We start from the raw sequence: 26879 nt of genomic DNA on the forward strand, positions 1-26879 counted from the left end.
TATGAATCGTTGGAAACGTATTTCATTATTAATTATCTTCACGTTAATATTTGGTGTTATTGCTTTCTTCCATGAGTCGAGATTAGGTCGATGGGTGGACAACGAAGTCTATGACTTTATCTACTCAACAGAAAGTTTAATTACCACAAGCTTCTTTATCGGAGTGACGCGCATCGCTGAAGTATGGGTGATGATTTGTCTTTCACTCATTTTCGTAGCTTATTTATTATTGAAACGCTACAATATTGAAGCCTTACTTTTTGCACTTACAATGACTTTATCCAGCACACTCAACCCATTGTTGAAAAATATCTTTGAACGAGAACGGCCAACACTGTTACGTCTTATTGATATTTCTGGATTTAGCTTTCCAAGTGGCCATGCGATGGGATCCACCGCATTCTTCGGTAGTTTAATCTACATCGCCAACCGATTGATGAAAGGGAAAGCAAAAGGAACAGTCATTGCCTTATGTGCTTGCCTTATTCTTTCAATTTGTATTTCACGTGTTTATTTAGGTGTGCACTATACGACAGATGTCGTGGCAGGCTTTTTAGGTGGTGCGTTCTGTCTGTTAATGACAACACTCATCTTACGGAACCAATTACAGATTTAACTGAGCAAGTGAACCTCTTTATACACAGTGGTTAATTTAGTTTGATATTGGAATTAAATAAAGATAAGCGGCTAGAACTACGTGCGTTCTAGCCGCTTATTGTGTCAAAAAGTCTTTTGTTTATTATAAAGACCGTTTTACATTCGTAAAAACGGTCTTTATCTCACACGTTGATTTACAACGTTAGTCTTTTACGGGAATATAAAAGGGGATATTGATGAAAATGATCAATCCAATAAGAACATATAAGTGTGGGGGGGAAGATCTTACTTGGTATTGATAATCATTTCCAACTACATTATACATGACTGAGAATTATTGTCAATTAAATCCTGCAACTTTCTTTTCACTTTTTTTGCTATACATTTATTTGAGATTATTTATAATGAAGAGTGAACATGCAACTAATTAAAAATATAGAGGTGCAATCGATGATCAATATATTAATTGTCGAAGATGAGCAGAATCTCGCTCGTTTTATTGAATTAGAACTGAATCATAAAAATTACCATGTAGATATAGAATATGATGGCGAAACTGGCTTAAATCGTGCACTCGACACAGAATATGATCTGATTTTACTCGATTTAATGCTGCCTAAACTGAACGGTCTAGAAGTATGTCGTCGCATCCGCCAAGAGAAATCAACACCCATCATTATCATTACAGCTAAAGGTGACACCTATGATAAAGTCACTGGGTTGGATTACGGGGCAGATGACTACATCGTGAAACCATTTGATATCGAAGAGTTGTTGGCTCGTATACGTGCCATGCTCAGAAGACAACCTCAGAAAAACTTTATAGATATGGATGGCTTAGTGATTGATATAGATGCATTTATCGTTACGGTAGATGGTCAAAAATTAGACCTGACTAAAAAAGAATATGACTTGCTTTACTTACTTGCAACGAACCGAAATCGCGTCTTACAACGTGAACAAATATTAGATGATGTATGGGGATATGATAGTGAAGTTGAAACGAATGTTGTCGATGTGTATATTCGTTATTTGAGAAATAAATTAAAACCATTCAACAAAGATAAATATATCGAAACCGTCCGTGGTGTAGGATACGTGCTCAGAAAATGAAACAGCGTAAGTTAAGAACGAAATGGATGGCCATCACAACGACCATCACTTTTTCAACTATTTTCATCTTTACCTTAATTATTATTTTATTCTTAAGCAGTGCATTGAGATACAATGAAGTGCAAGAAGCGAAACGAAGTGCAAGCGATATTAATAACTTACTCCATCGAGAGCCAATCGAAACGATTACCAGTTTAGATTTAAACGCATCACTCGGTAACTTCCAAAAAGTTGTATTATACAATCAAGATGGTAAAAAATTGACCGAGTCATCCAATGACAATACAGTCGAATTTTCTCCATCGCTAGCTGACATTGACAATAAACACATTTCAGTCATGTCCGATGGGAGTATCGACTATCTCATCGTAACTACACGCATAGACGATGAATACTTTCACGGATACACAGTGATCATACACTCTCTCGAAGTCTATAATCGACTCGTGAATTCACTTTATATTTGTGCCTTGATTTTCGGTATTGTCGCAACGTTAATCACTGCTTGTGTCAGCTATATTTTCTCATCACAAATCACTAAACCTTTAATTACGATGTCTAATAAAATGACGCAAATCAGACGAAACGGTTTCCAGGAAAAATTAGAACTAAATACAAACTATTTCGAGACGGACGATTTGATTGATACGTTCAATGAAATGATGGAGCAACTCGAAGAATCATTTAATCAGCAACGACAGTTTGTCGAAGATGCTTCTCATGAATTACGTACACCACTTCAAATTATTCAGGGTCATTTAAATCTGATTCAGCGTTGGGGTAAAAAAGATCCAGCAGTGCTAGAAGAATCACTAAATACGTCACTTGAAGAGATGACCCGGATTACTAGTTTGGTTGAAGAACTCTTAATGTTAACGAAAGAAAACAATCAAATTCAAACCAATGAACAAGTCAATGTAGATGTGAATGCAGAAATAGAATCAAGAATTAAAGCGTTAGAACATCTTCACACGGATTATACATTTGAGTTCAAGCCGTCACACAAACCACTCAAATTACGCATGAACCAACATCAATTTGAACAAATACTTGTTATTTTTATCGATAACGCGATGAAATACGACCAAATCGAAAAACATATTCATATTGAAACGCGATTAAAAAACAATCAAATCTCTATAGAAATCACGGACCACGGTGTCGGTATTCCTAAAGAGGATATAGACTTTATCTTTGACCGCTTTTACCGGGTAGATAAATCACGTTCACGTAAACTCGGAGGTAATGGACTCGGATTGTCCATCGCGCAAAAAATCATCGAACATAATAACGGTTCTATTTCAGTTGAGAGTGAAGTAGGCGAGTACACGACATTCAAAATTATTTTTGCTCAATAAAATGAATCATTCACTTAGTGTTAAACTACGATCTCTTTTAATAGAAAATAAAATAAAATATGTAAGAACGGTTTTAGACTTCATCCAAAAACAGGGTGAAGTCTTTTTTGATTATAGTGATGATGTAGTTTCGCTTTTGGATGATTTCGTGACAATACTGTGACATTTAATTCAGTTCGAGCAATGTATGTATGCTAAAATTTTCACAAATAAATATCTTAAATCGCTTAAAAAACCCCTGCATAATCCTATTTTTGCACTTTAATTTCCAGACGTTTAATGCTATTATTTACTTGTAAGCGTTTTAACTATTTTGTGGAGGGTAAAACATGAGCGACAAAAAACAGGTTTCCGAAGCACCTGTCAATTTTTGTACAAATCTCGGTTACATCTTAGATCTGTACGACACGTATTTAGAAGATCCAACCAGCGTTCCTGATGATTTACAAATCCTTTTCAGTACGATTAAAAATGATGGGACGCACACAGAAACTCAAACGAACACTCATTTTTCCGAACAGGAATACAGTAGCACAATCAAGCGATTAGTGAGATTAGTCGATAATATCCGACAGTACGGGCATCTTTTAGCTGATATTTATCCGGTCAATCGTCCTGAACGTGAACATGTGCCAAGATTAACAATTGAAGATTTCGATTTAGATAGAGAAGTGATCGAACGCATTCCTGCACGTATTATTTCTGATCATTTTTCAGAAATATATGACAACGCGCTCGAAGCAATTGAACGTATGGAGCAGCGTTATAAGGGGCCAATTGCTTTTGAATACACACATATTAACAATAATAAAGAACGTACCTGGCTTAAACGCCGCATAGAAAGACCGAATCAAATGCAATTAGATAAAGAAGCAAAATTAACGTTATTTAAAATCCTAGCCAAAGTAGAGGGATTTGAAAAATATCTGCATAAAAACTTCGTTGGGGCAAAACGATTTTCAATCGAAGGTGTTGATACGCTCGTTCCAATGTTACAACATGCGATCAAACTGGCGGCTGAAGATATATTCAGAATATTCAAATAGGTATGGCGCACCGCGGTCGATTAAACGTGCTCACACACGTGCTTGAAAAGCCTTATGAAATGATGATTTCAGAGTTTATGCATACTGATCCTATGAAGTTCTTACCAGAAGATGGTAGCTTATTACTCACTTCAGGATGGACGGGAGACGTGAAATATCATTTAGGCGGTATTAAAACAACATCCTCATACGGTATTGAACAACGTATTTCTCTTGCGAATAATCCGAGTCACTTAGAAATAGTAGCACCAGTCGTACTTGGTAAGACACGCGCAAATCAAGATACGACAAACGAAGCTGGACAACCACAAACGTCATTCAGTAAGTCAATGCCGATTCTCATTCATGGTGATGCAGCGTATCCAGGTGAAGGAATTAATTTTGAAACGATGAACCTAGGTAATTTAAATGGTTTCTCAACAGGGGGCACGTTGCACATCATTACGAACAACCGTATTGGATTTACGACTGAACCAGAAGACGGTAGATCTACCACTTATTCAACCGACGTTGCCAAAGGTTATGATGTACCGATTATGCACGTCAATGCCGATGATGTCGAAGCGACAATAGAAGCGATTGATATTGCGATGGAATTTAGAAAAGCATTCCATAAAGATGTGGTTATCGACCTCGTAGGATACCGTCGTTATGGACATAATGAGATGGATGAACCTTCAATCACAAATCCATTGCCATACCAAAATATTCGAAAACATCAAACGGTCGAATTACACTACGGTCACAAATTGATTGAGGAAAACATTTTAACTGAATCAGATATGAACCAAGTGTTAGAAGATCTACAAAAATCAATGAGACAAGCCCATGATCGCATCGATAAAAGTGTGAAAATGAACAATCCGGATATGAAATTACCTGATAGTATTTCAGAACCATTAAAAGGGGATCAACGCACATTCACTGTAGAACATCTGAAAGAAATTAACGATGCGATGTTAAGTTATCCAGATGACTTTACTGTATTTAAAAAATTAAATAAAGTATTAGAAAAACGACGTGAACCGTTCGAAAAAGAAGAGGGCTTAGTCGACTGGGCACAAGCCGAACAACTCGCTTTTGCGACGATTATGCAAGATGGGACGCCTGTCCGTTTAACTGGTCAAGATTCTGAGCGCGGTACATTCAGTCATCGTCACGCGGTATTACATGACAGTGAAACCGGAGCGGAATATATACCACTCACGCACGTACCACATCAAAAAGCAACATTTGATGTCCATAATTCACCGTTATCAGAAGCTGCCGTCGTTGGCTTTGAATACGGATATAATATTGAAAATAAATCTTGTTTAACGCTATGGGAAGCACAATACGGAGACTTTGCCAATATGTCTCAGATGATGTTTGATAACTTCTTAGTGAGTGCAAGTGCAAAATGGGGCGAACAATCTGGTCTAACGTTGCTCTTACCACACTCATTTGAAGGCCAAGGCCCTGAACATTCATCTGCGCGTTTAGAACGATTTTTACAACTTGCTGCTGAAAATAATATGACAATCGTCAATTTATCTAGTTCAAGTAATTATTTCCATTTATTACGTGCACAAGCAGCGAGTCTCAACACAGATGCTATGAGACCACTTGTAGTGATGTCTCCGAAAAGTTTACTGAGAAATAAAACAGTGGCTGACCCTATCGATAAGTTTACTGAGGGTACTTTTGAAGCCATATTAGCTGAGCCCCACGACAAAGAGAAGGTCACTAAAGTCATCCTTGCTTCTGGCAAAATGTTTATTGATCTTAAAGAGCGATTAGCAAAAGAACCTGACCCGTCTATTCTGCTCATTGCAGTAGAAAGATTGTATCCATTCCCAATAGATGAAATTAAAGCGATTATTGAAACATTACCGCAATTAAAACAAATTGCTTGGGTACAAGAAGAACCTAAAAACCAAGGGGCATGGTCATTTGTTTATCCATATCTGAAACATCTGACTCAAGATCAATATGATTTAAGTTATCACGGTAGAATCCACCGTGCTGCACCAGCTGAAGGTGATGGAGAAATTCACAAACTTGTACAAAATATTATTTTAAATCAAAGTTTAAATTAACATAGGGGGAAATTTTATATGCCAGAGGTAACAGTTCCGGAATTAGCAGAATCAATTACAGAAGGCACCATTGCTGAATGGTTAAAGCAAGTGGGAGATAGTGTCGACAAAGGGGAAGCTATCTTAGAATTAGAAACCGACAAAGTCAATGTCGAAGTAGTTTCAGAAGAAGCTGGCGTCTTACAAGAGCAATTATTTAAAGAAGGCGATACCGTAGAAGTAGGCCAAACCATCGCCATCGTTGGAGAAGGTAGCGGTGAATCAAGAAGTCAAGAAAACACAGATCAACAAAATGATTCAAAATCATCTCAGACTACTAAAGAACCAGCTAAATCAAACGATAAGTCATCATCAACTGATGTTTCTGAGGAAGAATCAGCTTCACCTTCAGAAAGAATTAAAGCGACACCATCTGCGAGAAAACGTGCACGTGAAAAAGGTATTCGTTTGATTGACCTCGTACCAAAAGAAAATGATATTTTGAGAAGAGAAGATGTACAATCACCGAAAGCTCAGCAACAAGAAACACAATCTTCATCAACTCAAACAGAAGAAAAATCGAAAAAAGCTGAATCTAAAACGATTAATAAACCAGTCATTAGAGAAAAAATGTCACGCCGCAAAAAAACAGCTGCGAATAAACTGTTAGAAGTATCTAATCAAACTGCTATGCTGACGACATTTAACGAAGTAGATATGACAAATGTGATGGAATTACGTAAGCGTAAGAAAGAGCAGTTTATGAAAGATCATGATGGAACGAAACTCGGCTTTATGTCATTCTTTACCAAAGCTGCGGTTGCGGCACTGAAAAAATATCCTGAAGTGAACGCAGAAATTGATGGCGATGAAATGGTTACGAAACAATACTATGATATTGGAGTTGCAGTATCTACTGATGATGGATTACTCGTACCTTTTGTCAGAGATTGTGATAAGAAAACATTCGCGGAAATTGAAGCAAATATTGCTGAACTTGCAGTAAAAGCTAGAGAGAAGAAACTATCACTCGATGATATGCTAAATGGTTCATTTACGATTACGAACGGTGGTATCTTTGGCTCTATGATGTCTACACCAATTATTAATGGCAGCCAAGCAGCAATTCTTGGAATGCACTCTATCATGACACGTCCTGTTGCTATCGATCAAGATACAATTGAAAACCGTCCAATGATGTATATCGCATTAAGTTACGATCACCGCATCATTGATGGTAAAGAAGCAGTAGGATTCTTGAAAACAATTAAAGATTTAATAGAGAACCCTGAAGATCTATTGTTGGAATCTTAATTAAACACAAAACATAGATAGAAATAAGAATACAACGGCTTTTTCAGTCGTTGTATTTTTATCACTTTATATTATTTGAAGAATATTGATAGTGAGAAGATAACATTTCAGGATTTTCAGTAAAAGATAGTGGATATGCAGTTCAAATCGAAAAGTATTTTAATTTAAATGTAATTAATCGAATATTCTGTAAAATGAACTTAGGTCAAAAACTTGCTTTTATTGATTTCGAGTAAGCGGGACGCAAAAGCACTTATATAAATAATTAATCAACATTAAGTGAAGAAGCGTTAAATAAATTATGAAAAGCTACACTAAAAAATATGGGTCATCTAGGAGGACAAACAATGAGAGAAAATGAAAAACGTAGACGCAAACCTTTAACATTGCTTGAAAAGTGGGAAATAGATAATCAGATAATAGCAAAAAATAACAATCGTACACCAGAAGAAAATGAGCAAGTTATTAAGGAATTTATGAGTAGAATACCCGACAAGAAAAATGACACTAAAAAATGAATACAAGAATATCAGAATTATCATCAAGGAGGGCAAACAATGAAAGAAAATGAAAAGCGTAGACGTAAACCTTTAACATTACAAGATAAATGGAGATTAGATGGTGAGATGTACGAAAGCGATAATAACCTTACTGAAGAAGAAATAGAGCAAAACATAGAAAAACTTATAAAAATTGTAAATAACAATATTAAAAAAAAGGGAAGAACACAAAAGTAGACAGAGACATGGACAACACACTTTACGAGAGAAACGAATAAAAAAGGCGATCAATTACACAAAATAAAAGGAATGGTTCATTATGACATTCATGAATTCGCTTAGATTTGGACTCATTTATATTTTGTTTTTAAGTACAGCGTTTTATTTTGTACCTCCACCTGATGGTTTCCTGTCTAAATTAATATATGTGCTCATTGTAACAGTCTTACATGTAGCTATTAGTTATTTCTTACTCGGAAAAGAAAAATTGAAGAAAAGAAAAAATATAGATGAATAACTTTAACCCACGCTTCGACTAAGGAGCGTGGGTTCTACTATTTCTTAGTATATTAACATATCGTATTTTACTTAGCTTTCTCTAAAATTTGTTGTTTCAAGTATTCACGTATTTTTTCTAATGTGAGCGGATCGGTAAACCAGTAATCTTCCGCTTTGTACTCGATGACTTTATCTTGCTTAACTGCAGGTAGTTCATTCCAAAGATTGCTTTTTTCAAACTCTGTATTACCATAGCTTGGTTTACTTAAAAATATTTAATCACCTGCATAGCGATTCATATTTTCTGTTGAAATAGGGGCGTAACCTTCATTTTTTTCATTTAATTTCTCTTTATACGCGGCAGGCTGTTCCATACCAAAAGCATCATTCACGATATCTGTTCCACGTCCCCAGTTCGAAGCGAAAATGGTTAATCCTTTTTCTTCTACTTCAAAAATAGATGCAGTCGCTTTTGTTCCCACCGCTTGTTTTATTTCTTTTTGATCTTGTTTTGTTTTTGCGTCCCAATCTTTTAACCATTCATTGGCTTGATCTTCTTTATTGGTTAACTTTCCAATTTCTTTCATAATTTCTTTATGAGTATAATCATTGTACTCATATGGAACAGTAGGCGCGATTTTTTCATATTTTTTGATGTTTTTATCCATTGCATCCACAACGATTAAATCAGGTTTTGCATCGGCTACTTTTTCTACATCATCTTCTCCAATCAATGGTACATCTTTGATATGTGACTTGATAATGCTAGAATCAGCAGTAAAATCAGCTACCGCAACTGGTTTAATTCCTAATTTTATGAAGTTCCCAACGTAAAAAGCTTGAAGTACCGCTACACGCTGTGGATGTTTAGGTACTTTATAAGACTTTCCACCCACTTGATACGTTGTCATTTTCTTACTTGATGTCTGCTTTGAGTTTGATTCTTTCGAACTGCCACAAGCTGTTAAAACGATCGTTAAACATATCGTTAAAATAATAATAATCCATTTTTTCAATTGAAACACCCCTTTGTTATTTGAAGTTATTATACACTAATTGATAATCGTTATCAATTAAATTTTAGAAATTGTCTTTTACGATTCAAAATAAAAAGTATTATTCTATCCTTTAAGAATGAAACTGTTTTAAAACCAATTAGTCACATTTAACTATCCGTTTATAAATAAATAAAAAATATCATTTAGTTTACTAGGGAAGTCAAAAAAGCTCATAAAATCATCTTTTAGTGACAATCACCATTAAAATTAAAAAGTTTGATATAATAACTTTGTAAATTGGAGGTGCTGTTTTGAAGAAAGATACGATACAGCTTATTATCACTGTTGCTGTTACTTTAATTATCATTTTATTAATCAATCGTTTCTTAATTTCGAACTACACGGTACATGGGGAATCAATGTATCCTACATTTGAAGATAATGATCGTGTTATCATTAGTAAAATTTCTAAGTCGCTTGATCATTTCGATCGCGGCGATGTCATCATTTTCCATGCAAATGAAAAAAAGGATTACATCAAACGTTTGATCGGTAAACCTGGCGATGAAGTACGTTATCGTTCTGATCAATTATACGTCAATGGTAACGAAGTGAAAGAACCTTATTTAAAAGAGAATAAAGAAAAAGCGATAACTCAATTAACTGAGGACTTTAAAGTCAGTGACACCAAAGGCGCCAACGGAAATCTGAAGATACCTGAAGATAAGTATTTAGTGCTCGGAGATAACAGACAAAATAGTAAAGATAGTAGAAATCCAGAAGTCGGGTTGGTTTCCGATGAACAAATGGTTGGTAAGGTTGTCTTACGTTACTGGCCTCTGAGTGACTTTACGATTAAATTTAATCCTGGAAGCGTAATGCTACCAGGATTTTTTATGGCTTCAATGGTATAAACTTTTGCTTTTATGGTTCGCAAATCGTTATCTCACATAAAATAATTCAATTAACGCTACAATAACAAATACGACAAAAATAATGCCGTATAAATTATTTTTATCACTTGTTGCAGATTTCTTGTCTTTATCTTTATTCCATAAATTAGTAAAGAATACGATACCAGTATAAACTGCAACTAATACTGTAAGTGCAAAGATTATCCAAAATCCTAACATCATTCACAGCCTCCTTTAAAAACTCAATCTATCTGATTGAATGCATTTTCCAACCTAACCTATTCAATTATAATTTTAGTATAGTTCGTTCCTCATGAACAATAATGAATTTGAATAATTTGTTAAGGTTCATTTATGAGACAGCTACGCATACAAAATTTGATAAAAATACGTTATAATGGACCAAATGAGAGATAGAGGTGTTGTAAATGAATGGGCTTAGAAGTGTCACGATAGGTACAAATGATATGAATGAAACAAAAAAATTGTTTCATGATATTCTCGGTTTAAACTATCAAGATAAAGGGGAAGGCGTACGCTTTGGAGATACGAATCTGGCTTCTGGAACTCGACTCCATTTTATGGAAATCCCTAACTACGATAGTAGCGTGGTTCATATCGATAGTATCGGATTACGCGTGCCTACGGATGAAAGCTTAAATGAGTACCAAACGATTTTAAAACAAAATGACATTACATATAGTGATATCACTGAACTAAATGGAAATAAACATTTTTCATTTAAAGATCACAATGGTCAACGTTTTGATATCTATTCTAATGAACAAAATACAGGTACACCTCTTGGTACACCGTCATTTGATAGTCCTGTACATCCACTACATCAGATTCAAGGATTAGGACCTGTCATTTTAAAAGTAAACCAACTTGTACTGACCATTTCGGTACTATCACAGGTACTCGGATTAGAGCACTTCGCTCAATATTCTCCCTCATCTAAAGTCACTGACAACATCCAAGTGTTCAAAATTGGAGACGGTGGCTTAGGAGGCGAATTACATCTCTATAATGCGGACGAAACGATTCAAGTGCCTGAACATGGCTTAGTGGAACAAGTAGAGTTTGCGACAGATGATGTAAAACAATATCAAAACGCCTTAGAACAACTCGAAACGATTGGGATGCCATATCAACAACTGAAACAAGATGATAGTCAATCCGTTAGAATCAATGAAAATAGTGGTATTTCATTTATCTTAACTTCAGAACAATCATAATCTTACATAGAAGAAAGGATATTTATATATGTTACACGAAACTTGGAAAACAAAAACACCCATCAAGAAAGTAGAAGTCGTACATACAGATGCGGCTAAATTTACAGTTTCTGATATGCTCACAGTAGGGAAACAATATGACGTTGTCAATGAAACAGAAGAATATTATCAAATCATTGATAATTCTGGTCTTGTCGGTGGTTATTACAAAACATATTTTAAAGAAGTTTAACTTCAACATGACTACACATAATTAAATGAATAAGCTATAGATCTTAGCAATTAATAGAAGTACTAGTATGAAGAAAAGGGGCATGTGCGTCGTACTTTTTAGTGATAAAGGGGGTAATTGTACACTCTATATCACCGTTTCATTCTTTAGTGCTTCTTTAACTTTGTTAATGATGATAAAAAACATGCTGTAGCTCATTGCTGTGACACGAAACAACACACTATAAAAGGAGTATTTTCATGGTACAAGGACAATATATCAATACAGACGAAACCGTATTTAATGATGCCAAATCACTAATGACTTTAAACAAAAATATTTTATTAAAAGGGCCAACAGGTTCTGGTAAAACCAAACTAGCAGAGACTTTAAGTCAAACAGTTGACTTACCGATGCATCAAGTGAACTGTTCAGTTGATTTAGATGCAGAAAGTTTACTTGGTTATAAAACGATCAAAACCAATGATGATGGTGAACAAGAAATTGTATTTATCGATGGCCCAGTCATCAAAGCAATGAAAGAAGGTCATATTCTCTATATCGACGAAATTAATATGGCTAAACCTGAAACATTGCCGATTCTAAATGGTGTGCTTGACTACCGTAGACAACTCACTAATCCATTTACTGGAGAAGTTGTACACGCTGCATCTGGCTTTAATGTCATCGCTGCAATTAATGAAGGGTATATCGGTACACTTCCTATGAACGAAGCGTTAAAAAACCGCTTTGTCGTGATTGAAGTTGACTATATCGATGGAGATATTTTAAAACGTGTGATTAAAGAACAAAGTCAATTACAAGACGATACAATGATTGAAAGTATCATCAAATTTAACGAAGATTTGAGAACGATGTCTAAACAAGGACAAATCGCTGAAGAGGCTTCAAGTATCCGTGCGCTCATTGATTTAAGTGACCTCGCTACAATTATGCCAATCGAACGCGCCATCAAACGTACAATTATTGATAAATTAGAAGACGAACGTGAACAACAAGCGATTTTAAATGCAGTCGAATTAAATTTTTAGTAAGGAGCAAATACGATGAGCGATCGCTACATCAAATTTAATGACGAACAACTCAATGCAAGACAAGTGATGATGCTTCAAAATTTAGCTCGTTTATTATTAAAGAATGAACAAACACAAGTTAAAATTCAAAAATTCCCATATTACGATCCAGTGCATAATATGGTGAGCACGAGCAGTTTCTGGTCGCATCGTCCTGAAGAAATTGAACGTACAGGTCTTAAGACAGACGTGCTATTAGCTGCTTATGGGTATCATTTAATGGATGAAGCTATCGTCAATGAAGTATTAGATGAAGATGAATTTGCGCATCCTAGTTTTTATCAACAGCTGTTTAAAATGTTAGAAGATCGACGTGTTCTCAATGCGATTGTGAAGCATCGTCCAAGTACGCAATCCGCAATTGAAACGCGCAATCAAGTTCGGTTAAATTATACTAAAACTCAAATCAATGTCTATAGAACCAAAACGACATTCACGGACTTGCTATTTTTATCACTAGAATATTCATTCTTAACTGAGAACTTCTTTGACGTACCTGAAATTCATCCTCAAGTAGATGATATATTGATTCAAATGTATCAATATCTGCCTAACTTTTTCTATAATGAAACGTCTGAAGACAATATGTATTTGGCTCAACGCATCATGTATCAAATTGATGACTTATTAAAAGAGGATATGTTAAACGAATATTATCATATTCCAAGAAAAGTATATGAAGCGATCGAACAACTTTCACTTTCCGACATCAAACGCACAGATGCGAGTCAAGTCGATGAAGAAAACGAAGAGAATACCGAAGATATCGCAAATGAAGAGATCGAATCTAAAACAGAAGACAGTAAATCCCAAGGTGGCGCGTACCTTGAAATGGAACTCAATGAAGGCACGAATAGTGATGTGCTCTCTGATAATGACACAGCTAGAGAAGGCGATAGTTCCGACGACATGACAGAAATGCAAGCGAAAAAAGGTAAAGGAACTAACGATACGTTAGATCGTGAAGGTGGGGACAATACAGGTCTCCATGAAGCTTTCCAATTAAAAGGAATTAATAAAAATGTAGAAATTCAATGGAATGTACCTGATATCAATCCAGAAAATATTCAAGCTTATCGCGAAGTAAAACAACAAGTTGAAATAGAGACAAAAGATTTAATCAAAATCATTCAAAAAACAATTGAACGTGAACGTCAAGATGAACGCCATAATTTAACGAAAGGTCGCTTACAAAAAAATCTTCTAAATTGGTTCATTGATGATCAATATAAATTATTCTATAAAAAAGAAGATGCAAGTCGTTCATTTGATGCGACGTTTACTTTATTAATCGATGCATCAGCAAGCATGGACGATAAAATGGAAGAAACAATCAAGGGTGTCGTACTATTCCACGAAACGTTGAAAGCATTAAATGTAAAACATGAAATTTTAGCATTTAACGAAGATGCTTTTGAAGCTGACGATAACAAACAACCCAATATTATAGATGAAATTATTAACTATCATCGTTCTACGTTAGATCAAAATGATGCACGTATCATGTCATTAGAACCTCAAGACGATAATAGGGACGGTGTCGCTATTCGTATTGCCTCAGATCGATTAAACAAACGTCCACATTCCCAACGCTTTTTAATCGTCTTTTCTGATGGTGAACCTTCAGCTTATAACTATAGTCAAGATGGTATTCTCGACACGTATGAAGCTGTGGAAATGGCACGCAAACTCAATATAGAAGTATTTAATGTCTTTTTAAGTCAAGAACCTATCACTGAAGATATCGAAGAAACAATTCACAATATTTATGGTTCTTACGCTATTTTTGTCGAAGGTGTTGAACATTTACCAAGTCATCTGTCACCATTACTTAAGAAATTGTTGCTGAAATCATTCTAAATTTTAGCATACTAAAGTATAATTTGCTGTTTACTTAAAATATTCTGATAAATATATAGCTTTTTATTCTTTTTAGTGTTAAAATATTGTCTATTATTCTTAATTCATTAAAAAGACACATATAAAGGAGATAATAGATGAATAAAAACACTTGGATTATAGGATTTACACTTTTTGCAATGTTTTTTGGGGCAGGTAATTTAATATTTCCACCTAACTTAGGTTTAGACAGCGGACATTATTTTTGGCCTACGATTTTTGCCTTTGTATTAACTGGTATTGGGTTGCCGTTGTTAGGCGTTATTGTAGGCGCATTAGACAAGCAGGGTTACATTGGAGCATTCAATAAAATATCACCGACGTTTTCAATGATATTTTTGATCGTTATCTATTTGACGATTGGACCGTTGTTCGCGATTCCAAGAACCGCATCGACTTCATTTGAGATGACGGTCACTCCGATTGTACATACGAATAGTAATTTAGCACTGTTCATTTTTTCTGTTTTATATTTCTTAGTCGTACTGTTCTTATGTATTAATCCAAATAAAATTGTGGACCGCATTGGTTCAATACTCACTCCGTTATTGATCATCACGATTCTCGCAATGATTATCAAAGGATTTGTAGACTTTGGAGGATCATCACAAAGTGATAGTGCAGAAGCCTTTACGTCTAATGCAGCTGGCTTTTCTCAAGGCTTTACAAGTGGTTATTTAACAATGGATGCCATTGCAGCGATTGCGTTTTCAATGATTGTCGTAAATGCAGTGAAAGCAACAGGAGTGAAACATGCAGACCAAATATTTAAGCAAACAGTGTCTGCAGGGGCAATTGCAGCTGTTGCGCTAATTTTCATTTATGTATCACTTGGATTTATTGGCAACCATATGACGATTTCTCAAGATAAATTAGCAGAATTAACGGCAAACGATCAAAATATAGGGACTTACTTATTAACAACGATGGCGTCAGTTGGTTTTGGTGAATTAGGCATATACCTATTAGGTATCATTGTTGCACTCGCATGTTTAACTACAGCATGTGGCTTAATCGTAGCAGTTTCACAATACTTTAACAGTATTTTCCCTAAAATATCATATAAGCTATATGTGATTCTGTTTACAGCAGTGAGTTTCTTGCTCGCAAACCTCGGTTTAAATGCAGCAATTCAATTGTCAGTACCGGTATTAAGTATAGTTTATCCGATTGCAATTACGGTCGTATTACTCATACTACTCGCTCGTTACATTCCAACTAAACCGATTGCGCAACGTATTCCAGTCATCATCGTTACGATTATATCTATTTTAAGTGTGGCTCACACAGAAGGTTGGATTACGCTCAATTTCATAGAATCGCTACCTTTCCATGAATATTCTTTAGAATGGTTCCCAATTTCTGTGATTGCAACGATCATCGGTTATATCGTATCTTACTTTACGAGTAAGCAAGAAGTCATTGTTTACGAAAAAGAATGACGCATAAAAATGACCTAGTTAAACGAGAGGAGAAGCACACTTGCTTCCTTCTGTTTAACCAGGTCTTTCTTTTTATTATTGATTATTGTTGTTTGAACGCATCGTTAGCAGTTGTTGTTTCATGTCGCCTTCGAGCTGTTGTAATTCTTGTTCAGCTTGCTGACGTTTGTTACGTCCTTCTTGTTGAATTTGTAACGTTTGCTCAATCGTTTCAATAATATCATTTTGTGTTGTTTTCAGCGTATCAATATCGACAATACCGCGTTCATTTTCAGTCGCAGTATCGAGCGCATTTTGTTTCAATAATGCTGAATTTTTCAGTAATAAATCATTGGTTGTATCAGAAACAGCTTTCTGGGCTGAAACTGCGTTACGTTGTCTCATCAATGTCAGTGCGATAGACATTTGATTTTTCCATAATGGAATACTAGTGAGAATCGAACTTTGAATTTTTTCAGCTAGTGCTTGGTTCACATTTTGAATCATACGGATTTGCGGTGCAGTTTGAATTGCGATTTGTCTTGATAATTGTAAATCATAGATGCGTTTATCCATTCGGTCGATAAATTGTTCCATGTCAGCGACAGCTTGCACATCCATCTGATTATTCGATTGTGTTGCTTTTTCTCTTAATTTCGGTAAATCTTCAGATTGGATTTGCTGTTGCCGTTTTTTAGCAGCTGCAATGTATACGTTTAGATCATCAAAGTATTGTTTGTTCTGTTCATATAATTGATCGAGTAGGGAGACATCTTGAGTTAAGTTGCCTTTATGTCGATCTAATTCAATCGCTATCCGATCAATTTGGGAACCCACTGATTGCATTCTTGAAAAAATTTCATTCACAGATGCTTTTGTACGTTTAAAGAAACGTTTTAATTTCGATTGTTTTTCTGGATTGAGTTCATCTGGATCTACGGATTTTAATTTAGACATCAATCCATTCAGTGTTTCACCAACTGGTCCTACATCTGTCGTTTTTACTTCGTTAAGAATGTGATTGGAAAAATGAGACATGTTGGCTTGAGCGTCTGTACCATAGTTAAGTAATCCATCATTATCTAACGGCTCAATTTGTTGAGCTAATGTCTCGATACGTTGTTGATCTTCAGAAGAAAAGTTGGACATTTCACTGGATTGATTTGGTTGCATATCATTCGTCATCTGATCATTTAAATACTGATCTAACGGATGTGAACTTGTATTTTCGTGTTCATTAACCATCATATTCGCTCCATTTCTTTATACTTTAATGCATTTTTTCATAACGCTTTTGTTCTAACTTATTCACTTCCATCTCAATGTCTAACTTCGCATAATCTTCTTCGTTAAGTTGTCTCAAGTCAGCAACAAGCGTGCGTTTTACCTCATCTAATGTGATGCGTGTTTGTTCTAATTTTTGTTTGTCTTCAGCAGATTTTTTAGGTGTTTTAGCTAAACGTGTATATGCATCGATTAAATTTAGTGCATTATCTATATGAGAGTAAAAGAAGCTTTCTACAGTAAAGAATTTTGCTGGGCGTTCTTTTACAGTGCTCGTGATTGCTCTACTAATGCGATATATTTCATTGATCTGTTTAAAATCTTTCAGTGAGCGGATATTTATATATGATTTTAAAATGCGTCTCACTTTATCTTGTGCATGTTGGAGTTGATTATTCACAAACATATAATCCCGACGAGAAAGTCCAATCTCTTTCAGGTACTTCCCAGAAATCACACGTTGTGTAGGAATATAAATAGCAGCAAAACTCATGACAGAAATCAATAAATCTACTAAAAAGTAAAAGTCAAAAGCAAAAAAGCTAACTAGCCATGCAATAACCGCTACCGGGAAAGCAAATATCGTTCCTACAATACGAGAAATATTATATCTCAAACTTCATCTTCCTTTATATAGTAGTAAATTGTTTCAATGACTCATCGATTTTAACATTTTCTATTTCATAATCATCCACTTTCGAAGCAGGGGATGCTCCGTTTGTTACTTCAGAAATAAAATGATCTAAGTTATCGGCTTCACCTTGTGCATAAATTTCTACATAATCTTCGACGTTTTGCACGGTGCCAACAATTTGATGTGATTGCGCTATTCTTTGTGTGTAGTAACGGAATCCTACGCCTTGTACTACACCAAAAACTTTAATATGTTTACGTTCCACTTGGATCACCTCTTGTTCTATATTATACGAAATTTCACACCACAAGACTATTATTTAACTTATAGCAAGCACAAATTTGTAAAAAGGAATAAGTTCAGAAATTTGATTTCGCAGTGATGAAAGTATAGTATTTTACTTAATTCATCATTAATTACTCGACAGATTGCTACGATATGTTTAACATATAATTCTGTATCGATGTAATTAATGTAGTTAATGACAAATCTTGGGAGATTAATTCAATGTGAGATATGACTTCTCATTGCAGTTAAATGGCTGTTTATTAAGTCAATAAAATAGGGAAGTCAGCTTTTAAATACATATTAACAGGGTATACTATTTGTTAGCGATCCCATATCATAATCAAAAATCACATCACGTTTTTGTCCCTAAGTGTTTTGTTATTAACGACAACTAGAGCTGAATCTATGTTGAGGGAATGCGAAATAATGAAAGGATGAAACCAACGATGTGGACAGTTACAAAAATTAGAGCCGATTACGAAGGTTGGTGGTTATTTAGTGACTGGACTGACAATATCATAGAACGTTATGATTATGAAGATTATGATACTATGTTGGAACAATACACAACAATCATCGAAAACGCTAAGGAAAAATATGATAATCATATAATAGGTAAATATAACATTTACGCTTTTTATAATAATTGCGAATTAGGATTTTGTGAAGATTGCGATGAAGATCTACAAATATTTTATAGTTTTATAGTATTAAATAATGATGAAGTTTTTTGTAATTTACCAAAAATAGAATAACTTCTTTTTCGATATTGTATTGCAAATTATCTTCATTTCCCTTATAATTATAGTTAAGCAATAGTTTTATTCGGTATTGCAAAAAATATTGAAAGTAACAGAATTAACTGTGAGACCTTATTTTTTGTAGTATGCGAATAACGCATATTGAAAGAATTTTAAGTCTTGGAGGTTTCACAGATATGAAACAAGGTACAGTAAAATGGTTTAACGCTGAAAAAGGATTTGGCTTTATCGAAGTTGAAGGAGAAAACGACGTATTCGTACACTTCTCAGCTATCAACCAAGAAGGTTACAAATCACTTGAAGAAGGTCAATCAGTAGAATTTGAAGTAGTTGAAGGCGACCGCGGTCCTCAAGCTGCGAACGTAGTTAAACTATAATCATAGATTAAAAAATTGACTCAAAAGAGCTCTGAGAAGGGCTCTTTTTTAAGTGCTTATTTGTAGTCTATACCCTTAAAAATAGTACACATGCCATGATAAAGTGAAAGATTTGTATTTGAGACTTATCGTCAACCATATGCCATAACAATATACTTTGTTTCAAACCGCTTCTTATCATTAAAAAAGCGCACTGTTCTCAACCATGACAAGCTGATACGAAGAGCTTCGTCATCACAACAGTGCGCTTCATTTTTATTCTATTTGAACTTCAATGACGTTCTCGCTTCGAATAGATTATTTATTTCGTATCATTAATAATCAATTGACGTAATGTTTGTCGTTTTATGACTTCACGTGCTTTTCCATCTTTCAAGAAGAAGACTGATGGTTTTTGCATTTGGTTATAATTAGAAGCCATAGAGTAGTGATAAGCACCCGTTGATAAAATAGCTAGATAATCGCCACGTTTCACTGTGGAAGGCAATGCTGCGTCTTTAATAATAATATCGCCTGATTCACATAATTTTCCAGCTACAGTTACTTTCTCATCGGCTGGTTCATTTCGATTCACGAGTAGCGCTTCATAAGACGCATCGTACAACGCAGTACGAATATGATCACTCATACCGCCATCAATAGAGACATATTTATTCACACCAGGGATGGATTTAATTGTGCCAACTTCATATAATGTGATCCCTGCTTCGCCAACAATGGAACGACCTGGTTCGATACCGATTTCAGGTAACGGATAATCTAACTTGTCAGCAATGTCTTTCAACGCATCCGTAATCGCTTCTATACCAGAATCAATAGGGAAACGTTCATCTCCTTCAACGTATTTAATCGCAAAGCCACCACCTAAATTCAGTAGTTCCACTTCAATATTTTCATCTTTTAACCATTGAAGTACGATGCGAGCTGTTTCAATCATGGCTTCTGTGCCTTCAATTTGTGAACCAATGTGAAAATGCACGCCTTTTAAATTTAAATGTTCAGTTTCATTGATGCGTTTAACGGCTTCTAATGCTAAACCATGTTCTATAGACAATCCAAATTTACTATCTTCTTGTCCCGTTTGAATAAACTCATGTGTATGTGCTTCTACACCTGGATTTAATCGAATGACAACATCTACAGGTTCATGTGCATATTTTTCAATCAAGTCAATCTCATCTAATGCATCTACGACGATATAACCGACTTTGTTTTCTAATGCATAGCGTATTTCGCGTTTCGTTTTATTGTTACCGTGAAAGTGAATATCTTTCGGATCAAATCCCGCTTCAAGTGCCGTATATAATTCACCCTCAGAAACGACATCTAATTTGAGTCCTTCTTCTTGGATTAATTTGACCATTTGAAGGCAGATAAACGCTTTCGCCGCATAAGAGATATTATAGTTTAATCCGCTTTTTTGAAAAGCTGCATGATATTGGCGTATCTGGTCACGAATTTGTGTTTCATCGTATACAAATGTTGGGGTACCAAAGCTTTGAGCTACTGTTTTTAAGCTCGTACCTCCCATTGTTAGTTCACCGTAATCGTTATATTCTACTACCATTGCTTATTCATACTCCTTTATAAGAGAATCGTGATTCATTGCACTCAGTTGTTCTGAGTTTGCTCCCACACCTTTGAATGTGTATTCATCTATACGTATATCATTATTATATAATATAACGTCATCCTGTGCATGGACTTGATCATCGACTTCTACAAACATGTGACTCATCATCAATGCGCGGATAGGATAACGGTGACCGTTAATCAATACGTCATGTTCTGCACGTGTGCGTAAAATGCCGTCCCCATAACCAATATCGACCACTGCAAGTTGGGTATGATCTTTTTTCGCTTCAAAGGCAAAACTATAACCACAATAGTCACCTCGATTAACTTCTCTAACTTGTATCACATGCGCTTTTACTGTCAATGCTTGAGATATCTCAGATTTATCGATTTGTTGATAAGGTCTCGAACCATATAAAGCAATGCCAATTCTCGCATGAGTATGATAGGGGAGTAACTCATTTTCTCTAAAATAACTCGCACTATTTTGAGCATGTATCATTTCAAATTCGTAATGTTCATTTAGTAACGTTTCAACGATATGTAACCATGCAGCACGTTCTGTTTCATATTCTGGGCCATCGAATTCGTCTGCATATCCAAAGTGCGTCCATAACCCTGTAATGATCATTTTTTCATGGTTGGTATTATGTCGATGATGTTCGAGGACTTCATGTAATGCTTCTAACGTTTTAAAACCTGAACGATAAAGTAAGTTTTCATATTCTAAATGCACTTTAACGCCCGCTAAATCTTCGACATGCGCATAATAATACTCAAGTGATGGGAGTGTAACCTGAATATCATAAGCTCTCAATGTATCAAAGTCGTAGCTCGCATTCATGAGAAAGATGGTGGCTTGTGGAGCGAGTTCTCTTATGCGTACCGCTTCGTTTAAAGACGTCGTACTAAAAGTATCGATACCTGCTTCCAAGAATTGTTCAACTGCAAAGGATAAACCATAATGATAAGCATTGTTTTTTACGACTGCAATGATAGAGTGATCACCTTTGACTCGTTTCACATTCTCTAAAAACGCTTGACGATCAACTGACCAAACTGCTGTCATGATGGATCCACCTCGCTCATTACAAATAATAATTGCTCATAATAATCAGCTATTCTAATGAGCATATGTTCGTTGAAATTTAAATGGGAAGTATGAAGTCCAGTGACATATCCTTTTTCAACATCTTTAGTACCGACAAATACAAAATAACTAGGGGCAAGCTGACTGTAGAAGCTAAAATCTTCACCAAAGAGATAAGGTGTAGGTTTATCTATCACTTCAAAGTGTGCTCGAGTTAAACCTTGTTCTACTTGTGGGTGAAGGGAAGATGCATTATATGTAGGTGGATAACCTTCTGCAAATACCACTTCACATGTCACATTAAATAACAACTGCACGCTATCAGCTATTTTTTCATTTGTGTTTTCACAGTTTCTAAATCTGCTTGATCATACGTACGAATCGTTCCTTCTAGATAACCATGACTAGGTACTGTATTAATTGCTTCACCTGCTTCAAAGCGACCCATATGCACGATATTACGTTTTAAACCATTGAGATGATATTGCTGTATTTGACCTACTTGTGTTAATACATGTTGTAATGCTTCACCACATGAATGACCTTGTTCTTTATCTGCTACGTGACTTGATAATCCATTTAAATAAAATCGATATTCTGTGGCACTCGCCGTAATCTCTTCGTCACGAATAACCACTTCACCTTCCTCTTCAAATGGCATCACATGCACACCAAATACCGCTTCTATATCATACTGTTCAAAAGCGCCAGCTTGTATCAATTGATTCGCACCGCCACCTGTTTCTTCAGCAGGTTGAAATATAAAGACGATATTGAGTGGTAATAAGTTTTGATCAGCAAGTGTTTTACATCTTTGTACGAATAACATCAGTGCTGTAGTATGACCGTCATGTCCGCAAGCATGCATGACATTGTCATTTTGACTGCGATAGGGCACATCATTTTCTTCAAAGATAGGGAGTGCATCCATATCTGCTCGGTACGCAATCATGCGATCACTTTGTCCAGGGAGATAAGTGATGAGTCCTGTTTCCAATGGTCGCGTATAGGTCATCCCTATATCTTCAAGAAATTGAGCAACATATTCAGTCGTTTCATATTCTTGGGAGCTTAATTCTGGATGTGCATGCAAATGACGTCTATGTTGTGTGACAAATTCTAATTCATCCATTTTTATCATATCCTTTGGCAATTATAACTATCATTGTACTTTCATTCTTAAATCTTTCGCTTTTTTCTGTTAATACATTGAAATTGAAAATAACCTCATCCATTTATTCATCATTTAATTTTCTTAACGCTGAAACAATTTCTCGTTTCGTATGATCTACATCAGCAGATTGTTTAATGACTTTGGCTGGGGTACCTGCAACGACAGCACCTGCAGGCACATCTTCAGTTACAATCGCACCTGCTGCAACAATTGCGCCTTCACCTACACGAACACCTTCTAAAACGACTGCATTTGCTCCGATTAAAACATTATCTTCAACAACAACAGGAGAAGCACTAGGGGGCTCAATCACACCAGCGAGTACAGCACCTGCACCGATATGCACATTTTTACCTGTTGTGGCACGTCCACCTAATGTAGCGTTCATATCGATCATTGTACCTTCTCCAACAACAGCACCAATATTAATGGTTGCTCCCATCATCACGACCGCGCCATCTTCAATAATGGCTTGTTCACGGATAAAAGCACCAGGCTCGATACGTGCATTCGTATTTGTTAAATCTTTTAATGGAATAGCTGAATTGCGACGATCCATTTCAATCTCTAAATCCTCGAAGTGGTCTTGATACTGTTCATAAAAGCCTTTCCAATCTTCAGCTTCACAGAAAATAACTTTTGAATGCTCACTGCCGAATACTTTAAATGTAGTGGGGAAGTTCACACCTTCAAAGTTTCCATTAACGTAAACTTTGAGGGGAGTAGATTTTTTAGCATCGCTAATATATTGTATAATTTCTTCTGCCGATAAATGTTGTACCATAATCATTAAACTCCTTTGATATTAAAGATTATCAAACGTGTAGAATCCGTTTGATTTGTGAATTAATTTTTCAGCTGCGGTAAGGGCACCATTTGCAAAGATATCTTTAGACTGTGCGCGATGTGTAATTTCAATGGTTTCATCCGTACCCGCAAATAATACTTCGTGTTCACCTACGATTGTTCCGCCACGTTTCGCATGGATTCCGATTTCATTATCAGTTCGTTTTTCACTTTGTTCATGTCTGTCATATACGGGTGTGACATCATTTCTTAATGAATCAATGACGTCATAGAGTTTTACGAGAGTGCCACTTGGAGCATCGACTTTTTGATTGTGATGCGCTTCTGTAAGTTCGATATCAAAATCATTGAGGAGAGGCACGGCTGCTTCTAAGATTTTAGTTAACACATGAATGCCGTAACTCATATTCGCACTAAAGAACGTAGGCATGTCCTGACCCAATTGTTGTAATTGATTAATGATTGTATCTTTTTGTCCTGTCGTTGCGACAACTAACGGTAAATTGAATGTCTCGTCAAGTAACGGTAACAATAGCTCTGGATTTGAAAAATCGATAGCTACGTCAGCTTCTTCTGCTTCTGAAATATGTTCAAAAGTAGGATAAGGATACGATTGAGTTGCGTCACGAACAATCACTCCGACAATGTCATGTCCGCGTTGTTCTGCTAAGCGTGCAACGCGTTCATTCATCGCACCATAACCGATAAGTAAAATTTTCATGCTTTAACACCTGCTTTATAGGATTGATAGGCTTCTTCTAATACATTTCTTTCTTTTTCTGGAAGGGGAACAAGTGGTAAACGCACTTCATAATTTCCATATCCTTCAGCTGCAGTCAGTACTTTGATTGGGATGGGATTCACATCCACTGAAGTCGCTTGTAACAAGTTTTGTATCGGTTGAAATTGTCGTGTCACATCTTCACCACGTTGAGCCGCTTCATATAATGATTGAAAGTCGCCTGGTATGACGTTTGCGATCACTGAAATGACACCGTGTCCACCTTTTTGATAAAAATCAGCAACGTTATCGTCATTGCCACTCAGTAAAGTGAATTCAGAAGTATCAACAAGGCGATATACTTCATCAAAGTAATCAAAATCATTGGTCGCATCTTTTAAAGCGACGATATAATCATGTTCACTTAACGTCTGAACTGTATCTGGTTCTATCGTCATATTGGTTCTTGAAGGCACATTGTATAACACGACGGGTAATTGAACTGCATCTGCAATCGTTGTAAAATGTTCGATCAAACCACGTTGATTTGTTTTATTATAATAAGGTGTGATCAACATGACGGCATCTGCACCGAGAGATTTTGCGCGTTGAGATGCTTCGATAGAGGCTTGGGTATTATTATTACCAGTACCGGCAATCACAGGAATTTGACCATCTACAAGTTTGACGACTGTTTCTAATATTGTGTCTTTTTCTGATGAAGTTAACGTTGGACTTTCTGCCGTCGTACCATTCACGACGATCGCTTGTACACCTTGACTCAATACGTATTGTACATGTTGCTTTAACGTATCATAATCTACTTCATTATCTGTAAATGGGGTAGCGAGCGCGACACCCACACCTTCAAATAAATGTGTCATGAGTTATCTAGCTCCTTTCAACTTCATTACTTGTTCTAAAATTTGAACTGCGTTTAATGCTGCACCTTTCAATAAATTATCGGATGTACACCAAATATGGAATGTATTATCTAAACTGTCATCACGTCTGATACGTCCTACAAAAATTTCATCTTTATCTGTAGAATAAACTGCGAGTGGATATTCATCTTGTGCTGGATTATCTTGAAGCACTACACGCGAATCGTTATCGAATAGTTGTTGGATCTCTTCAACTGTAGTTGATTGATCTAACGTGACATTCATGTGAACACTGTGACTATCTTGGACAGGTACACGTACACATGTCGCAGTTACACGAAGAGATGGATCATTTAATATTTTTCTCGTTTCGTCGATCATTTTTTGTTCTTCTTTTGTATAACCATCTTCTAGAAATACATCGATGTGAGGAAGCACGTTGTTATAAATAGGGTGCGGATATGCTTCTGGTGCTTTGCCGTTTGCACCTTCTGCTAAATCTTTTCTAACTTTTACCCCTGACCCGGATACAGCTTGATAAGTCGTATAAGCGACACGTTGTATTCCAAAGGCTTCTTGTAAAAGTTTTAATGGAACTACAGATTGAATCGTAGAACAGTTTGGATTCGCGATAATGTGTCGTTTGAATACAGGTTCATTCACTTCGGGTACGATGAGATCTATGTCTTCAGTCATGCGCCATTGACTTGAGTTATCGATGACAATTGCACCTGCTTCTTCAAAGAGGGGGGCAAACTGTTGACTTGTACCGCCACCTGCACTCATTAACACGTAATCGTAATGTTCACTTGCTGCTGTTTCAGTTAACTCTTGTACTGTGTATGTTTGTCCTTCATGTTCGATTGTTTGTCCTGCAGATCTTGCTGAAGAAAATAACACCAATTCATCGTAGGGAATATTTTTTCTCGATAAAGTCTCTAACATTTTACGTCCTACTAAACCTGTTGCACCAACTACTGCTATTTTTGTCATTAAAAACACCTCATATATGAATTTTTCTTGTTG

General features: G+C 35.9%; 24 protein-coding genes and 3 pseudogenes. 15 read left to right on the forward strand and 12 right to left on the reverse strand.

Annotated elements, in window-relative coordinates; translation table 11 throughout:
• Window position 1: 1 nt before the first annotated feature.
• The 7 genes and pseudogenes from APS80_RS02960 (at window position 2) to APS80_RS02985 (ending at window position 8222) form a co-directional block, all read left to right on the forward strand.
• On the forward strand, window positions 2-616 hold the full coding sequence (locus APS80_RS02960; protein ID WP_059106802.1) for a phosphatase PAP2 family protein: 615 nt from the start codon (window positions 2-4) through the stop codon (window positions 614-616).
• Between the two features lie 431 nt (window positions 617-1047).
• Window positions 1048-1710 (forward strand): response regulator transcription factor, encoded by a 663-nt coding sequence (locus APS80_RS02965; RefSeq protein ID WP_059106803.1) that lies wholly within the window; start codon window positions 1048-1050, stop codon window positions 1708-1710.
• Entirely contained in the window at window positions 1707-3068 is a 1362-nt protein-coding gene (locus APS80_RS02970) for a HAMP domain-containing histidine kinase (protein WP_059106804.1), read from the forward strand. Before APS80_RS02965 ends, APS80_RS02970 begins: the two co-directional genes overlap by 4 nt.
• Before the next feature lie 329 nt (window positions 3069-3397).
• Window positions 3398-6192 (forward strand): annotated as a pseudogene (locus APS80_RS02975) (2-oxoglutarate dehydrogenase E1 component).
• 18 nt (window positions 6193-6210) lie between these two features.
• Complete coding sequence (gene sucB, locus APS80_RS02980) at window positions 6211-7485, forward strand: dihydrolipoyllysine-residue succinyltransferase (protein ID WP_059106805.1); 1275 nt, start codon at window positions 6211-6213, stop codon at window positions 7483-7485.
• A gap of 347 nt (window positions 7486-7832) precedes the next feature.
• Window positions 7833-8003 (forward strand): hypothetical protein, encoded by a 171-nt coding sequence (locus tag APS80_RS10705; protein WP_157064345.1) that lies wholly within the window; start codon window positions 7833-7835, stop codon window positions 8001-8003.
• A gap of 39 nt (window positions 8004-8042) precedes the next feature.
• Entirely contained in the window at window positions 8043-8222 is a 180-nt protein-coding gene (locus APS80_RS02985; RefSeq protein WP_059106806.1) for a hypothetical protein, read from the forward strand.
• Window positions 8223-8569: 347 nt separating this feature from the next.
• Here the strand turns inward: APS80_RS02985 and APS80_RS02995 are convergent.
• A pseudogene (locus tag APS80_RS02995) lies at window positions 8570-9499 on the reverse strand (ABC transporter substrate-binding protein).
• A gap of 293 nt (window positions 9500-9792) precedes the next feature.
• Here APS80_RS02995 and lepB point away from each other — a divergent pair.
• Window positions 9793-10395, forward strand: a complete 603-nt coding sequence (gene lepB / locus APS80_RS03000) for a signal peptidase I (RefSeq protein WP_059106808.1) — start codon at window positions 9793-9795, stop codon at window positions 10393-10395.
• Between the two features lie 27 nt (window positions 10396-10422).
• On the opposite strand, the gene APS80_RS03005 is transcribed toward lepB, so the two are convergent.
• Window positions 10423-10617: a Mid2-like cell wall stress sensor domain protein gene (locus APS80_RS03005; protein WP_370688023.1), complete on the reverse strand. Its 195-nt coding sequence runs from the start codon at window positions 10615-10617 to the stop codon at window positions 10423-10425.
• A gap of 206 nt (window positions 10618-10823) precedes the next feature.
• Here APS80_RS03005 and APS80_RS03010 point away from each other — a divergent pair, with 206 nt between their 5' ends.
• The 5 genes from APS80_RS03010 to brnQ3 all read left to right on the forward strand — a co-directional run bounded on the left by APS80_RS03010 (window position 10824) and on the right by brnQ3 (window position 16279).
• Window positions 10824-11633, forward strand: coding sequence for a VOC family protein (locus APS80_RS03010; protein ID WP_059106809.1), 810 nt, complete (start codon window positions 10824-10826; stop codon window positions 11631-11633).
• Between the two features lie 28 nt (window positions 11634-11661).
• Window positions 11662-11865, forward strand: coding sequence for a DUF6501 family protein (locus APS80_RS03015; protein WP_059106810.1), 204 nt, complete (start codon window positions 11662-11664; stop codon window positions 11863-11865).
• 239 nt (window positions 11866-12104) lie between these two features.
• Window positions 12105-12896 (forward strand): ATP-binding protein, encoded by a 792-nt coding sequence (locus tag APS80_RS03020; protein ID WP_059106811.1) that lies wholly within the window; start codon window positions 12105-12107, stop codon window positions 12894-12896.
• A 15-nt stretch (window positions 12897-12911) separates the two neighbouring features.
• Window positions 12912-14798: a vWA domain-containing protein gene (locus tag APS80_RS03025; protein WP_059106812.1), complete on the forward strand. Its 1887-nt coding sequence runs from the start codon at window positions 12912-12914 to the stop codon at window positions 14796-14798.
• Window positions 14799-14935: 137 nt separating this feature from the next.
• A complete protein-coding gene (gene brnQ3 / locus APS80_RS03030; protein WP_059106813.1) occupies window positions 14936-16279 on the forward strand; it encodes a branched-chain amino acid-like transporter carrier protein BrnQ3 in 1344 nt (447 codons plus the stop codon).
• 75 nt (window positions 16280-16354) lie between these two features.
• On the opposite strand, the gene APS80_RS03035 is transcribed toward brnQ3, so the two are convergent.
• The 3 genes from APS80_RS03035 to APS80_RS03045 all read right to left on the reverse strand — a co-directional run bounded on the left by APS80_RS03035 (window position 16355) and on the right by APS80_RS03045 (window position 18441).
• Entirely contained in the window at window positions 16355-17431 is a 1077-nt protein-coding gene (locus APS80_RS03035; protein WP_370688038.1) for a toxic anion resistance protein, read from the reverse strand.
• A 97-nt stretch (window positions 17432-17528) separates the two neighbouring features.
• Complete coding sequence (locus APS80_RS03040) at window positions 17529-18158, reverse strand: 5-bromo-4-chloroindolyl phosphate hydrolysis family protein (RefSeq protein ID WP_059106815.1); 630 nt, start codon at window positions 18156-18158, stop codon at window positions 17529-17531.
• Between the two features lie 13 nt (window positions 18159-18171).
• A complete protein-coding gene (locus APS80_RS03045) occupies window positions 18172-18441 on the reverse strand; it encodes an acylphosphatase (protein ID WP_059106816.1) in 270 nt (89 codons plus the stop codon).
• Between the two features lie 469 nt (window positions 18442-18910).
• Here APS80_RS03045 and msaA point away from each other — a divergent pair, with 469 nt between their 5' ends.
• Both msaA and cspA read left to right on the forward strand, forming a co-directional pair.
• Window positions 18911-19219, forward strand: coding sequence for a regulatory protein MsaA (msaA, locus tag APS80_RS03050; protein WP_059106817.1), 309 nt, complete (start codon window positions 18911-18913; stop codon window positions 19217-19219).
• A gap of 182 nt (window positions 19220-19401) precedes the next feature.
• Window positions 19402-19602 carry a cold shock protein CspA gene (cspA, locus tag APS80_RS03055; RefSeq protein WP_001831260.1) on the forward strand — a complete coding sequence of 67 codons (201 nt, stop codon included), beginning with the start codon at window positions 19402-19404 and terminating at the stop codon, window positions 19600-19602.
• A gap of 301 nt (window positions 19603-19903) precedes the next feature.
• On the opposite strand, the gene lysA is transcribed toward cspA, so the two are convergent.
• The 7 genes and pseudogenes from lysA to APS80_RS03090 all read right to left on the reverse strand — a co-directional run bounded on the left by lysA (window position 19904) and on the right by APS80_RS03090 (window position 26846).
• Entirely contained in the window at window positions 19904-21169 is a 1266-nt protein-coding gene (gene lysA / locus APS80_RS03060; protein ID WP_059106818.1) for a diaminopimelate decarboxylase, read from the reverse strand.
• 3 nt (window positions 21170-21172) lie between these two features.
• Window positions 21173-22246, reverse strand: coding sequence for an alanine racemase (gene alr, locus APS80_RS03065; RefSeq protein WP_059106819.1), 1074 nt, complete (start codon window positions 22244-22246; stop codon window positions 21173-21175).
• Window positions 22243-23399: pseudogene (locus APS80_RS03070) on the reverse strand (M20 metallopeptidase family protein). Before APS80_RS03070 ends, alr begins: the two are co-directional and overlap by 4 nt.
• Window positions 23400-23502: 103 nt before the next feature.
• Window positions 23503-24225, reverse strand: coding sequence for a 2,3,4,5-tetrahydropyridine-2,6-dicarboxylate N-acetyltransferase (gene dapD / locus APS80_RS03075; RefSeq protein ID WP_059106820.1), 723 nt, complete (start codon window positions 24223-24225; stop codon window positions 23503-23505).
• Window positions 24226-24246: 21 nt separating this feature from the next.
• Window positions 24247-24969, reverse strand: a complete 723-nt coding sequence (gene dapB, locus APS80_RS03080) for a 4-hydroxy-tetrahydrodipicolinate reductase (RefSeq protein ID WP_059106821.1) — start codon at window positions 24967-24969, stop codon at window positions 24247-24249.
• Entirely contained in the window at window positions 24966-25853 is an 888-nt protein-coding gene (gene dapA / locus APS80_RS03085; protein WP_059106822.1) for a 4-hydroxy-tetrahydrodipicolinate synthase, read from the reverse strand. The genes dapB and dapA overlap by 4 nt, the downstream gene beginning before the upstream one ends.
• A gap of 3 nt (window positions 25854-25856) precedes the next feature.
• Entirely contained in the window at window positions 25857-26846 is a 990-nt protein-coding gene (locus tag APS80_RS03090; RefSeq protein ID WP_059106823.1) for an aspartate-semialdehyde dehydrogenase, read from the reverse strand.
• Window positions 26847-26879 lie beyond the last annotated feature (33 nt).

The organism is Staphylococcus auricularis (assembly GCF_001500315.1).
Classification (GTDB): Bacteria; Bacillota; Bacilli; order Staphylococcales; family Staphylococcaceae; genus Staphylococcus; species Staphylococcus auricularis.

Bases quoted from the DNA above. Each gene is read 5' to 3' on its own strand.
- APS80_RS02960 (WP_059106802.1), top strand. From the start codon at position 2: ATGAATCGTTGGAAACGTATTTCATTATTAATTATCTTCACGTTAATA.
- APS80_RS02965 (WP_059106803.1), top strand. From the start codon at position 1,048: ATGATCAATATATTAATTGTCGAAGATGAGCAGAATCTCGCTCGTTTT.
- APS80_RS02970 (WP_059106804.1), top strand. From the start codon at position 1,707: ATGAAACAGCGTAAGTTAAGAACGAAATGGATGGCCATCACAACGACC.
- sucB (WP_059106805.1), top strand. From the start codon at position 6,211: ATGCCAGAGGTAACAGTTCCGGAATTAGCAGAATCAATTACAGAAGGC.
- APS80_RS10705 (WP_157064345.1), top strand. From the start codon at position 7,833: ATGAGAGAAAATGAAAAACGTAGACGCAAACCTTTAACATTGCTTGAA.
- APS80_RS02985 (WP_059106806.1), top strand. From the start codon at position 8,043: ATGAAAGAAAATGAAAAGCGTAGACGTAAACCTTTAACATTACAAGAT.
- APS80_RS03005 (WP_370688023.1), bottom strand. From the start codon at position 10,617: ATGATGTTAGGATTTTGGATAATCTTTGCACTTACAGTATTAGTTGCA.
- APS80_RS03010 (WP_059106809.1), top strand. From the start codon at position 10,824: ATGAATGGGCTTAGAAGTGTCACGATAGGTACAAATGATATGAATGAA.
- APS80_RS03015 (WP_059106810.1), top strand. From the start codon at position 11,662: ATGTTACACGAAACTTGGAAAACAAAAACACCCATCAAGAAAGTAGAA.
- APS80_RS03020 (WP_059106811.1), top strand. From the start codon at position 12,105: ATGGTACAAGGACAATATATCAATACAGACGAAACCGTATTTAATGAT.
- APS80_RS03025 (WP_059106812.1), top strand. From the start codon at position 12,912: ATGAGCGATCGCTACATCAAATTTAATGACGAACAACTCAATGCAAGA.
- brnQ3 (WP_059106813.1), top strand. From the start codon at position 14,936: ATGAATAAAAACACTTGGATTATAGGATTTACACTTTTTGCAATGTTT.
- APS80_RS03035 (WP_370688038.1), bottom strand. From the start codon at position 17,431: ATGCAACCAAATCAATCCAGTGAAATGTCCAACTTTTCTTCTGAAGAT.
- msaA (WP_059106817.1), top strand. From the start codon at position 18,911: ATGTGGACAGTTACAAAAATTAGAGCCGATTACGAAGGTTGGTGGTTA.
- cspA (WP_001831260.1), top strand. From the start codon at position 19,402: ATGAAACAAGGTACAGTAAAATGGTTTAACGCTGAAAAAGGATTTGGC.
- lysA (WP_059106818.1), bottom strand. From the start codon at position 21,169: ATGGTAGTAGAATATAACGATTACGGTGAACTAACAATGGGAGGTACG.
- alr (WP_059106819.1), bottom strand. From the start codon at position 22,246: ATGACAGCAGTTTGGTCAGTTGATCGTCAAGCGTTTTTAGAGAATGTG.
- dapD (WP_059106820.1), bottom strand. From the start codon at position 24,225: ATGGTACAACATTTATCGGCAGAAGAAATTATACAATATATTAGCGAT.
- dapB (WP_059106821.1), bottom strand. From the start codon at position 24,969: ATGAAAATTTTACTTATCGGTTATGGTGCGATGAATGAACGCGTTGCA.
- dapA (WP_059106822.1), bottom strand. From the start codon at position 25,853: ATGACACATTTATTTGAAGGTGTGGGTGTCGCGCTCGCTACCCCATTT.
- APS80_RS03090 (WP_059106823.1), bottom strand. From the start codon at position 26,846: ATGACAAAAATAGCAGTAGTTGGTGCAACAGGTTTAGTAGGACGTAAA.